Origin of the sequence: Azoarcus sp. DD4 (assembly GCF_006496635.1) — a bacterium.
Lineage (GTDB): Bacteria > Pseudomonadota > Gammaproteobacteria > Burkholderiales > Rhodocyclaceae > Azoarcus.
In genome coordinates this window covers 1,827,353-1,839,039 of record NZ_CP022958.1, presented here as the reverse complement: position 1 = coordinate 1,839,039, position 11,687 = coordinate 1,827,353, and the positions used below count along the sequence as shown (strand labels likewise).

General features: G+C 65.1%; 8 protein-coding genes. 3 read left to right on the top strand and 5 right to left on the bottom strand.

Going from position 1 to position 11,687, the window contains the following annotated elements; genetic code table 11:
* The first annotated feature begins 18 nt into the window (after positions 1-18).
* Together aceF and lpdA are read left to right on the top strand one after the other, a co-directional pair.
* Entirely contained in the window at positions 19-1,665 is a 1,647-nt protein-coding gene (gene aceF, locus CJ010_RS08620; RefSeq protein ID WP_141017655.1) for a dihydrolipoyllysine-residue acetyltransferase, read from the top strand.
* Positions 1,666-1,675: 10 nt separating this feature from the next.
* A complete protein-coding gene (gene lpdA, locus CJ010_RS08615; RefSeq protein ID WP_141017654.1) occupies positions 1,676-3,442 on the top strand; it encodes a dihydrolipoyl dehydrogenase in 1,767 nt (588 codons plus the stop codon).
* Positions 3,443-3,512: 70 nt separating this feature from the next.
* On the opposite strand, the gene CJ010_RS08610 is transcribed toward lpdA, so the two are convergent.
* Complete coding sequence (locus CJ010_RS08610) at positions 3,513-5,132, bottom strand: methyl-accepting chemotaxis protein (RefSeq protein ID WP_141017653.1); 1,620 nt, start codon at positions 5,130-5,132, stop codon at positions 3,513-3,515.
* 206 nt (positions 5,133-5,338) lie between these two features.
* Complete coding sequence (gene serS, locus CJ010_RS08605) at positions 5,339-6,631, bottom strand: serine--tRNA ligase (RefSeq protein WP_141017652.1); 1,293 nt, start codon at positions 6,629-6,631, stop codon at positions 5,339-5,341.
* Between the two features lie 265 nt (positions 6,632-6,896).
* Between serS and CJ010_RS08600 the strand changes: the two genes are divergently transcribed.
* Entirely contained in the window at positions 6,897-7,160 is a 264-nt protein-coding gene (locus CJ010_RS08600; RefSeq protein WP_141017651.1) for a hypothetical protein, read from the top strand.
* A 49-nt stretch (positions 7,161-7,209) separates the two neighbouring features.
* Here CJ010_RS08600 and CJ010_RS08595 read toward each other — a convergent pair whose 3' ends face one another.
* From CJ010_RS08595 to CJ010_RS08585, 3 genes are read right to left on the bottom strand one after another with little or no spacing between them, the layout of a single operon-like run.
* Positions 7,210-8,547 (bottom strand): replication-associated recombination protein A, encoded by a 1,338-nt coding sequence (locus CJ010_RS08595; RefSeq protein WP_141017650.1) that lies wholly within the window; start codon positions 8,545-8,547, stop codon positions 7,210-7,212.
* Positions 8,548-8,559: 12 nt separating this feature from the next.
* The gene (gene lolA / locus CJ010_RS08590) at positions 8,560-9,231 is read right to left on the bottom strand and encodes an outer membrane lipoprotein chaperone LolA (protein WP_371415692.1); all 672 of its coding nucleotides are present in this window, start codon (positions 9,229-9,231) and stop codon (positions 8,560-8,562) included.
* Positions 9,228-11,516, bottom strand: a complete 2,289-nt coding sequence (locus CJ010_RS08585; protein WP_141017649.1) for a DNA translocase FtsK — start codon at positions 11,514-11,516, stop codon at positions 9,228-9,230. Before CJ010_RS08585 ends, lolA begins: the two co-directional genes overlap by 4 nt.
* Positions 11,517-11,687: the final 171 nt, after the last annotated feature.

Here is an 11,687-nt window from a genome sequence, read left to right as displayed (position 1 = left end):
GCCAAGGGAGACAAGAACATGAGCCAACTCATTGAAGTCAAGGTTCCGGACATCGGCGATTTCGACGCCGTGCCGGTGATCGAACTGTTCGTCAAGGTCGGCGACACCATCGCCGTCGATGACGCCATCGCCACGCTCGAATCCGACAAGGCAACCATGGACGTGCCTTCGTCCGCCGCCGGCGTGGTCAGGGAAGTGCTGGTCCAGATCGGCGACAAGGTGTCGGAAGGCACGCTGCTGATCAAGGTGGAGGCAGCCGGCGCTGCCGCTGCCGCTGCCGCGCCGGCTGCCGCCGCTCCGGCACCGGCCCCCGCTCCGACCGCAGCCCCGGTTGCGGCGCCCGCCGCTGGCGGCGGCGTGGTCGAGGTGGTAGTGCCGGACATCGGCGACTTCTCCGACGTGCCGGTGATCGAGCTGTACGTGAAGGTCGGCGACACCCTCAAGGTGGACGACGCCATCGCCACGCTGGAATCCGACAAGGCCACCATGGACGTGCCGTCCTCGGCAGCCGGCGTGGTCAAGGAAGTGCTGGTCAAGGTCGGCGACAAGGTGTCGCAGGGCAGCCTGCTGCTCAAGCTGGAGAGCGGCGCGGCCCCTGCCGCCGCGGCTACTGCGCCGGCACCGGCCGCGGCCCCCGCTCCGGCGCCTGCCGCTGCGCCCGCGGCCGCTCCGGCTGCCGCACCCGCCCCTGTGGCTGCCGCCGCGCCAGCCGCGCCCTCGGCCGTCACCCTCGGCGGCAAGGTGCACGCCAGCCCGTCGGTGCGCGCCTTCGCCCGCGAGCTCGGCGTCGACCTCGGCCAGGTCAAGGCCACTGGCCCGAAGAATCGCATCCTCAAGGAAGACGTCGCCGCCTTCATCAAGGGCGCGATGAGCACCGGCGTTGTCCCGGGCAAGACCCCGGCCGCTGCCGCCGGCGCCAGCCTGGGCGGCGGTCTGGACCTGCTGCCCTGGCCCAAGGTCGATTTCGCCAAGTTCGGCGAGGTCGAGATCAAGCCGCTGTCCCGCATCAAGAAGATCTCCGGCCAGAACCTCGCCCGCAACTGGGTGATGATCCCGGCAGTGACCTACCACGAGGATGCCGACATCACCGATCTGGAAGCCTTCCGCGTCCAGATGAACAAGGAGTACGAGAAGTCCGGCAAGAAGCTCACCATGCTCGCCTTCATCATCAAGGCATCGGTGCGCGCGCTGCAGGAATTCCCGGAGTTCAATACCTCGCTCGACGGTGACAACCTCGTCTACAAGAAGTATTTCAACATCGCCTTCGCGGCCGACACCCCCAACGGCCTGGTCGTGCCGGTGGTGAAGGACGCCGACAAGAAGAGCGTGTTCGAGATCGCCGCCGAAACCGGCGCGCTCGCCAAGAAGGCGCGCGACGGCAAGCTCGGCCCGGCCGACATGTCCGGCGCCTGCTTCACCATCTCGTCGCTGGGCGGCATCGGTGGCACCTACTTCGCGCCCATCGTCAATGCACCGGAAGTGGCCATCCTCGGTGTCAACAAATCGGTGATGAAGCCAGTGTGGGACGGCAAGGCTTTCGTGCCCCGCCTCACCCTGCCGATGTCGCTGACCGCCGACCACCGCGTGATCGACGGCGCACTCGCCACCCGCTTCAACGTCTACCTCGCCCAACTGCTGGCCGACTTCCGTCGGGTCATGCTGTAAGGAGATCGCCATGAGCCTCGTAGAAGTGAAGGTTCCGGACATCGGCGATTTCGACTCGGTGCCGGTGATCGAGCTGTTCGTGAAGGTCGGCGACAGCATCAAGGTGGACGACGCGATCTGCACCCTCGAGTCCGACAAGGCCACGATGGACGTGCCGTCGTCGGCGGCCGGCGTGGTCAGGGAAGTGCTGGTCAAGGTCGGCGACAAGGTCGGCGAAGGTGCGGTGCTGCTCAAGGTGGAAGCGGCGGGCGACGCTGCCGCTGCCCCCGCCCCGGCGCCGGCGGCAGCGCCCGCCGCTGCAGCGGTGGCGGCCCCGGCTGCCGCCAGCCACGCCGGCAGTGCCGACGTCGAGTACGACATGGTGGTGCTCGGCGCCGGCCCCGGCGGCTACTCGGCCGCCTTCCGCGCCGCCGACCTCGGCCTCAAGACCGCGATCATCGAGCGTTATGCGACGCTGGGCGGCGTATGCCTGAACGTCGGCTGCATCCCGTCCAAGGCGCTGCTACATGTCGCCGCGGTGATCGAGGAAGCCGAGCACGTCGGTACGGCCGGCATCAGCTTCGCCAAGCCTTCGGTCGATGTCGATGCGTTGCGCAAGCACAAGGACGGCGTGATCGGCAAGCTCACCGGCGGCCTCTCCGGCATGGCCAAGGCGCGCAAGGTGGACGTGATCCGCGGCTACGGCAGCTTCCTCGACCCGCATCACCTCGAGGTCGAGGAAACCACCGGCAACGCCCAGGACAAGACCGGCGCGAAGAAGGTGGTGAAGTTCAAGCAGTGCATCATCGCCGCAGGCAGCGCCGCGGTGCACCTGCCCTTCATCCCGCGCGACCCGCGCATCGTCGACTCCACCGGCGCGCTCGAACTGCGTCAGGTGCCGGGCAAGATGCTGGTCATCGGTGGCGGCATCATCGGCCTCGAAATGGCCACGGTGTATTCCACCCTGGGCGCGCGCATCGACGTCGTCGAAATGCTCGACGGCCTGATGCAGGGTCCGGACCGCGATGCGGTCAAGGTGTGGGAAAAGCAGAACGCCCACCGCTTCGACAAGGTCATGCTCAAGACCAAGACCGCGGCCGTCGAGGCGAAGGACGACGGCCTGTGGGTCAAGTTCGAAGGCGAAGGCGCGCCTGCCGAGCCGGTGTGCTACGACATGATCCTGCAGTCGGCGGGCCGCTCGCCCAACGGCAAGAAGATCGGCGCCGAAAAGGCGGGCGTGGTGGTCGGCGAACGCGGCTTCATCCCGGTGGATGCGCAGATGCGCACCAACGTGCCGCACATCTTCGCGATCGGCGACATCGTCGGCCAGCCCATGCTCGCCCACAAGGCGGTGCACGAGGCCCACGTCGCGGCGGAAGTTGCGGCCGGTCACAAGGCGGCCTTCGACGCCACCGTCATCCCGGGCGTGGCCTACACCCATCCGGAAGTGGCCTGGGTCGGCTATACCGAAGCCCAGGCCAAGGCCGAGGGCAAGAAGGTCGAGGTGGCGAAGTTCCCGTGGGCGGCTTCCGGACGCGCAATTGCCAACGGCGCCGACTACGGCTTCACCAAGCTGATCTTCGACGCCGAAACCCACCGCGTAATCGGCGGCACCATCGTCGGCCCCTCGGCCGGCGACATGATCGGCGAAGTCTGCCTGGCGGTGGAAATGGGCGCGGACGCGGTCGACATCGGCAAGACCATCCACCCGCACCCCACCCTGGGCGAAACGGTGGGCATGGCGGCCGAGGTCGCGCACGGCAGTTGCACCGACCTCCCACCAATGCGGAAGAAATGAGCACTCGCCGCCGTACCAACAAAAAACCGCCGAAAGGCGGTTTTTTGTTGCCGGTCGAAGACGACCGCGTTCAAGCCACTACGCGGAAGAAACCGACAAGTTGTTTCAGGTTACCGACATTGGACTGCACACCGTCGGCCGCGCGATCGACCGCGTTTATCCCGGCCACGCTGCGTTCGACCAGGCCGGAGATCATCTCCATGTCCTGCGCGATCTGCTCGGACGCGGTCGAGTGCTCGGCCGAGGCATCGGCGATATGGCCGGCAAGACCCGCCACCCTGCCGCTGCCCTGTTCGATGCGCCCCATGATGTCGAGGCTGTCGCCGGCGCTGCCGCTGGCCTCGCCGACCAGCGCCGCCGCCTTGTCCATGTCGCCGGCCACGCTATCGGACACCCGGCGGATATCGCCCACCATGCTGGCGATGTTGCCGGTGCAGTGGGCCGTCCGTTCGGCCAGCTTGCGCACCTCGTCCGCCACCACGGCAAAGCCGCGACCGACCTCGCCCGCGCGCGCCGCCTCGATCGCCGCGTTGAGGGCCAGCAGGTTGGTCTGATCGGAGATCTCACGAATCTCCGCGGAGATGGTCGCCACACTCTGGATGGACTCGCCGAGCGCGCGCATCGCCCGGTTGGCGCCTTCCACCGCCTCGACCGTCCGGCGTGCCGCCCCCACCGTCTGGTTGAGATGGGTCCGGCCTTCGGCCACCAGCGACAGCGCATCGTTGGCGGCCTGCGCCGACGATTTGGCGCCACCCGCCACCTCGGCCACAGCCGCGCTGTTCTGTTCGGATGCCGCCGATACCGAGAGGATGTGGTCGCGCTGGGCCTGAGCGGACTCCTGCAAAGCCTGCACTTCGGCACGCAGGGTCGCGTTCTCCTTGTCGGTCAGGCTGGCGGAAAGACGGATCTCATCGAGCATCACCTTCAGCCGCCCCTGCATGTACATCAGCGACTCCATCAAGCGCCCCATCTCGTCAGAGCGGCCAACCGGCAACATGCTGGTGAGATCGCCCTCGGCAATGCGCTCGAAGGCCTTGAGCATCATCGACGACTCGGTGATCGTGCGTCGCCACAAGCGGCCTACCAGCACCAGGCTGGCGGCCAGACCCGCCGCGCCGGTCAGGCTCATGGCCGCAGCCCAAGCTCGCGGGAGACCTCCGAACAGCCCGGCCAGCACCATCATCAGCGCCATGCCGCAACCCAGCCCGCCCAGCATCCACAGCATCGCCGCGCTCGAGATGGTCTTGCGCACCGGCATGTCGAGGCTCTTGTAACGCGCCTTCTTACGCCGCATCGCCTCGTACAGCGCCTCTTCCGCCTGCACCCGTTCGCGCGGTACTTCACTACGCAGGCTCATGAAGCCGACATTGCGTCCGTTCTGCCGCACGGGAATGGTCAGCGCCGCCGACCAGGCGACACCGCCGTCCTGGTGCTTGAGCTTGGACAGACCCAGCCACGGCCGGCCGGTACTGGTCGTTCCGCGTACGTCGGCAAGCAACTCCGGCGGTACGTCCGGATGGGCGATCTCCTTGATGCTGCTACCGATCAGCGACTCGCGGGAAAAACCCACCATTTCGGCGCAGGCTTCGTTCGCGTAGGTGATCTTGAAATCCATGTCGTACTTGAGCACGACCAGTTTTCCACGCGGGAAGGGATGTTCCCGCGCTGTCGCAGCCTTGTTCTCGATCATGCCGTTCTCTCGTCGATGATGCCGTTGGGGGGGCGTTATTGGTTTTCTTTGCTACCTCGTCTTTTTATTTATTAATCGTTTACCTGTCAAACAGTTTGCGATTCGCGGGTGAATGACAGGCGGAACGCACAAAAAACAAAGCCCCGTGCCGGATTTCCGGCACGGGGCTGATATTGGAGCCCAGCGAGCGAACGCAGGCTTGCGCGTCAGCCGAGCGGCTTGATTACCTCCACGCCACCCATGTAGGGCACCAGAGCCGTCGGCACCACGATGGAACCATCTGCCTGCTGGTAGTTCTCCAGCACCGCCACCAGGGTGCGGCCGACGGCCAGACCGGAACCGTTGAGGGTGTGTACCAGTTCGTTCTTGCCTTGCGCATTCTTGAACCGCGCCTGCATCCGCCGCGCCTGGAAGGCCTCGCAGTTGGAACAGCTGGAGATCTCGCGATAGGTGTTCTGCGCCGGCAGCCAGACTTCAAGGTCGTAAGTTTTCGCGGCCGAAAATCCCATGTCGCCGGTGCACAGCGTGATCACCCGGTAAGGCAGCTCCAGCTTCTGCAGGATGGCCTCGGCATGGCCAACCATCTCTTCAAGCGCGGCATCGCTCTGTTCCGGATGGACGATCTGAACCATCTCGACCTTGTCGAACTGGTGTTGGCGGATCATGCCGCGGGTATCGCGACCGGCGCTGCCCGCCTCGGAACGGAAGCAGGGGCTGTGCGCGGTAAGCTTGATCGGCAGCGCGTCGGACGACAGGATCTGCTCGCGCACCGTGTTGGTCAGGGGGATCTCGGAAGTGGAGATCAGGTACTGCTCGCCCCCCTCCTCGTCGCCGCCGCGCAGCACCCAGAACATGTCTTCCTTGAACTTCGGCAGCTGGCCGGTGCCGACCAGCACGTCGCGGTTGACGATGTAGGGCGTGTAGCACTCGGTGTAACCGTGCTCCAGGGTCTGGGTGTCGAGCATGAACTGCGCGAGCGCGCGGTGCAGGCGAGCGATCTGGCCACGCATGAACGTGAAGCGCGACCCCGACAGGCGGGCACCGGTATCGAAGTCGAGCCCGAGCGCGCTACCGAGATCGACATGATCCTTGACCTCGAAATCGAACGCGCGCGGCGTGCCCCAGCGGCGGACTTCGATGTTGCCGCTTTCGTCCTCACCGACCGGCACGCTTTCCTGCGGCAGGTTGGGCAGCCCCGCCAGGAAGGCGTTGAGCTTGTCGAGAACGACCGGCAAGGCCTGTTCGCAGGCCTTGAGTTCGTCGCCAAGCGTCCCCACCTCGGCCATCACCGTCGAGGCATCTTCACCCTTGCCTTTCAGCATGCCGATCTGCTTCGACAGCGCGTTGCGCCTGGCCTGGAGCTCCTGGGTGCGAGTCTGCAACTGCTTGCGCTCATCCTCGAGCGCGGCGAACGCCGCAACGTCTAGTGTCAACCCACGCAGCGCAAGTCGGTCGGCCACCAGGTCGATCTGGCCACGGAGGAGTTGGATGTCGAGCATGTTCTTATCCTGAAACGTTTTCTGATCAGTGAATTAGTTGAGAAAGCCGCTACCGATTCGAGCATCGGCGCGCACTGCCCTGAACGCAAAGGGTTTCTTGATCCGATGTCGCAGTGCACAAGAAATGATATTTAAAATCAATTACTTGAAAACAAATCGAGGCGAAAATCCGCTTGCTATTGCCACCCTGTCGGATAAGCTTAAATGGTGCCCAAGCGCCGCTTGAGACAGCGCACGCACAGCAACGACAAAGGAGGAAGACAGCATGCTATCTATTCGCGATTGCCTAGACTACTGCGATCTCACCGAGGACGAAGTTGCCCTTATCGCCGAACACGAAGGCATTCCCGATGCTGCCGCAGCCCAGGTGGCTTGTGGCCTGGTACAGACGCCTGAAGGCGTTCTGGTGCTGACCAACTACATGCTCGATCTGATCGAGCGTGCCACTGAACGCGGCGACACCGAGAAGGCCGAACGTGCCAAATCGCTTTGCGCCCGGTTCATGGAAGATCATCCACTTCCTCATTGAGCAGCGTTCGGACAGCCGAGCATGATCGGTTGTCCGCCTTCGCGCGCCCTCACCCAGCCTCGCCCGTCCGATCGGCATCCGGAGTACCCGCGGCGCGATCGAGTTCGCGTAGGTGCGCGAGCTTGTCCGCAATCTTTGACTCCATGCCACGCGGCGTCGGCTGATACCATCCGGGCGGCGTCATGCCCTCCGGAAGGTAGCTTTCGCCGGCCGCATAGGCCTCGGCTTCGTCATGGGCATAACGGTAGGCCTTGCCGTAACCCAGTTCCTTCATCAGTTTGGTGGGCGCATTGCGCAGATGCAGCGGCACCGGCCGCGATCCATCCTTGGCGACGAACTGGCGGGCCGCATTATAGGCCTTGTACACGGCATTCGATTTCGCCGCGCAGGCGAGGAAGACGGTTGCTTCCGCCAGCGCCAGTTCGCCTTCGGGCGAACCCAGGCGTTCGTACGTCTCGCAGGCATTGAGCGAGATTTCCAGCGCGCGGGGATCGGCCAGACCGATATCCTCCACTGCCATCCGGACCAACCGGCGTCCGAGATAAAGCGCGTCGGCACCGCCGTCGAGCATGCGGCACAGCCAGTACAACGCAGCATCTGGATTGGAACCGCGGACCGATTTGTGCAACGCCGAAATCTGATCGTAGAAGGCCTCCCCGCCCTTGTCGAAGCGACGCAGATCTCGCGACAGGGCCTGATCCACGAAATCCGCCGTTACCGGCGCCACGCCGGCGGTCTCGGCAGCCGTCTGTACCTGCTCGATCAGGTTCATCAGGCGGCGCGCATCGCCATCGGCAAAGCCGATCATGCGATCGCGAGCGGCTTCCTCGAAGGCCAGCACCGGGCAGGCAACCTGACGGGCGCGCTCGAACAGGCCCTGCATCGCCGCGGCGTCGAGCGGCTCGAGCACATAGACTGCCGCGCGCGACAGCAAGGCCGAATTCACTTCGAAGGAGGGATTCTCCGTCGTGGCCCCGATGAAGGTGACCAGCCCCTGCTCGACATAGGGCAGGAAGGCATCCTGCTGCGCCTTGTTGAAGCGGTGCACCTCGTCGACGAACAGGATGGTGTGCCGACCGCGCGCTTTCGCCGCCTGCGCCTGGACGATGGCTTCGCGGATTTCCTTGACGCCGGAGAACACGGCCGACAAGGCCACGAATTCGGCGTCGAAACCCTTGGCCATCAGGCGCGCGAGCGTCGTCTTGCCGACGCCCGGCGGCCCCCACAGGATCATTGAATGCGGCTTTCCCGACGCAAAGGCGAGCCGCAACGGCTTGCCCGGCCCGAGCAGATGCACCTGCCCGGCCACTTCGTCGAGGTTGGCCGGCCGCATCCGCTCGGCCAGCGGCACCCGCGGCGGTTCTACCGCCTCGAACAGATCCGCCATCGTCAGTTCGCCCTAACGCCTGCCGCTACGACCGTCGCCGGCTTCTTCGCCAATTACGTCGGCACCGGGCGGCGGTGTAAAGCGAAAGCGTCCGGCGTCGAGTGCCGGATTCGGCACCAGGCGCGAAAATACGATAGCGGTGGCCTGGCCAAAGCTGTCGCGCATTTCCATGCGCTTCAGCTGGCCATCCGCCAGCCCCAGGCGCAGGTTCTCGAAGCCGCTGTCCGGCTTGCGCGGCCGCGCCTCGACCCAGGCCAACCCGTCGGCAACACCTCCATCGGCCAGTTCGAAGTTCTGCTCCAGATCGTTGCCACCGAACAGGATGGCTGCCGGCGTGGCGCCGAGCGCATCGCCGATACGCTTCACCGTGACCTGATTGAGATCCTTGTCCCAGGACCACATCCTCTCACCGTCGCCGACGAGCAGCTGCTGGTAGGGCAGTTCGTATTGCCAGCGAAACTTTCCCGGCCGGGCAAAGGCGAAAGTCCCCCCCGACTTCTGCGGCTTGCGACCTGACTTGGCGGTCACGACCTGCTCGAAGTCGCCTTCGGCGCTACGCGTAGCGGCGACGAACTGGCGCAACTGTGCGATCCCGTCGGCAGCCATCGCGTTACCGGCACTGGCGGCGAGCAGCGCGACACCCGCCACGGTCCGGCCAAGCCGGCCCCACAGTCTGCACATCATTCGGACTCCTTCGCCGGGACGATCACTTCCCGGTTGCCATTACTGCCCATCGGCGACACCAGGCCCGCGCGCTCCATCTGCTCGATCAGACGGGCGGAACGGTTGTAGCCAATGCGCAGATGGCGCTGCACCAGCGAAATCGATGGCCGGCGCGTCTTCAGCACCACTTCGACGGCCTGGTCATAAAGCGGATCGGCCTCGCCATCTCCACCCTCGCCAGCTCCGGCTACTGCCTCCATGTCGTCTTCCGGTGCGGCCAGGATGCCTTCGACGTAATCGGGCGGCCCCACCCGTTTGAGGTGATCGACCACCTTGTGAACTTCCTCGTCCGCCACGAAGGCGCCATGAACCCGTACCGGCAAGCCGGTACCCGGTGCGAGGTAGAGCATGTCACCCATGCCGAGCAGGGCTTCGGCGCCCATCTGGTCGAGGATGGTGCGCGAGTCGATCTTGCTGGAGACCTGGAAGGCGATCCGTGTCGGCACGTTGGCCTTGATCAATCCGGTAATGACATCGACCGACGGCCGCTGAGTGGCGAGGATGAGGTGGATGCCGGCCGCCCGCGCCTTCTGCGCCAGACGGGCGATCAACTCTTCGACCTTCTTGCCGACCACCATCATCATGTCGGCGAGCTCATCGACGACGACCACGATGTAGGGCAGGGTTTCCAGCGGTTCGGGGTTGTCGGGATTGATCGCGAAGGGATTGGTCAGCGGCTTCTCCGCCTTGCGCGCCTCCAGCACCGCCTTGTTGAACCCGGCCAGATTGCGCACGCCCACGGCCGCCATCAGCTTGTAGCGCTTTTCCATTTCGGCCACGCACCAGTTGAGCGCGTTGGCGGCGCGCTTCATGTCGGTGACGACCGGCGCCAGCAGGTGCGGAATGCCCTCGTAGATCGAGAGTTCCAGCATCTTCGGATCGACCATGATCATCCGCACCCGCTCAGGCTCGCTCTTGTAGAGCAGCGACAGGATCATGGCGTTGATCCCCACCGACTTGCCGGAACCGGTGGTACCGGCCACCAGCAGGTGGGGCATCTTGGCAAGATCGGCCACCACCGGCTGGCCGCCGATGTCCTTGCCGAGCACGACGGTGAGCGGGGAGCCCATGTCATGGTATGCCTTGGAGCCGACGATCTCCGACAACCGCACGGTCTGCCGCTTCGGGTTTGGCAGCTCGAGCGCCATGCACGACTTGCCCGGCACGGTTTCGACCACCCGCACCGACACCAGGGACAGCGCGCGCGCCAGATCCTTGGCGAGGTTTACCACCTGGCTGCCCTTGACGCCCGTCGCGGGCTCGATCTCGTAACGAGTGATGACCGGCCCCGGATAGGCGGCCAGCACCTTGACCTCCACACCGAAGTCGCCGAGCTTGGTTTCGATGAGCCGGGAGGTGAATTCCAGCGACTCGGCCGACGGCGGCTCGATGTCGCCCGACGCCGGATCGAGCAGGCTCAACGGCGGAATCCCCCCCTCAGGGGCATCGGTAAAAAGCGTCTGCTGGCGCTCCTTCTCCACCCGTTCCGACTTCTGCACCACGGTAACGGCGGGTTCGATGCGCAGCGGCGCCGGCGCGGCCTGCTCCGTCTTGCGCCGGCGGGTCTCCACCACAGCCTCGCGCTTCTCGGCAAGCTGCCGGCCAGCCTTGCGATCCAGCCAGCGGTAGTAGGCCTGCTGCGCACCCGCCACAGCCTGCTCGATCGCCAAACCTACACGCTCGACCGCCGCCAGCCAGGAGATGCCGGTAAATAGCGACAGACCGGACGCCATCAGCGCCAGCAGCAACAGCGTGCCGCCGGTGTAACCGAGCCAGCGTTGCATCAGTTGCCCGAACTCCATGCCGAGCAAACCGCCAGGCGTGAGCGGCACCGCTGCGCCATGAGAATGGAAACGCAGATACTCGAGTGCGCTGCTGGTAATCAGCACGCCGAAGAATCCGACCAGCACGAAGAAGAAGGACCGGCGGTCGAGCGTGAGCTGGTTCTTCAATCGGCGAAAGCCCCACATCAGGCTGTAGCCAAGGAACACCACCCACCACCACGCGGAAATGCCGAAGAGATAAAGCAGCAGGTCTGCCAGCCAGGCGCCGAAACGGCCGCCGGGGTTGGCCACGCGTGCCACCTGGGCGGCGTGCGACCAGCCGGGGTCGGCCTTGTTGTAACCGATCAGGATGAGGCCGACGTACAGCGACATCACGCCCAGGATCAGCCAGCGCGCTTCCTGCAGCAACAGCGAGAGCTTTTCCGGCAGAGGTTGAGAACGGGATGACGAACGAGGCAACATCGGCAGGCGACCAGAGGAGAACAACTGCAAAAAACAACAGGTGGGATTATATGCGATCGCCCGATGCGGTCGGCCGGTGTTTGCCCTTGATACAAATGCCGCGCCTCCGGCGGAGGCTGCCGGACAGCGCACGTTCGGACGCGACGGACGTCGCGAAAAGGATGGCCGGCC

What these genes read in the sequence shown, in the direction of transcription:
- aceF (WP_141017655.1), top strand. Translation starts at nt 19, where the DNA reads ATGAGCCAACTCATTGAAGTCAAGGTTCCGGACATCGGCGATTTCGAC.
- lpdA (WP_141017654.1), top strand. Translation starts at nt 1,676, where the DNA reads ATGAGCCTCGTAGAAGTGAAGGTTCCGGACATCGGCGATTTCGACTCG.
- CJ010_RS08610 (WP_141017653.1), bottom strand. Translation starts at nt 5,132, where the DNA reads ATGATCGAGAACAAGGCTGCGACAGCGCGGGAACATCCCTTCCCGCGT.
- serS (WP_141017652.1), bottom strand. Translation starts at nt 6,631, where the DNA reads ATGCTCGACATCCAACTCCTCCGTGGCCAGATCGACCTGGTGGCCGAC.
- CJ010_RS08600 (WP_141017651.1), top strand. Translation starts at nt 6,897, where the DNA reads ATGCTATCTATTCGCGATTGCCTAGACTACTGCGATCTCACCGAGGAC.
- CJ010_RS08595 (WP_141017650.1), bottom strand. Translation starts at nt 8,547, where the DNA reads ATGGCGGATCTGTTCGAGGCGGTAGAACCGCCGCGGGTGCCGCTGGCC.
- lolA (WP_371415692.1), bottom strand. Translation starts at nt 9,231, where the DNA reads ATGATGTGCAGACTGTGGGGCCGGCTTGGCCGGACCGTGGCGGGTGTC.
- CJ010_RS08585 (WP_141017649.1), bottom strand. Translation starts at nt 11,516, where the DNA reads ATGTTGCCTCGTTCGTCATCCCGTTCTCAACCTCTGCCGGAAAAGCTC.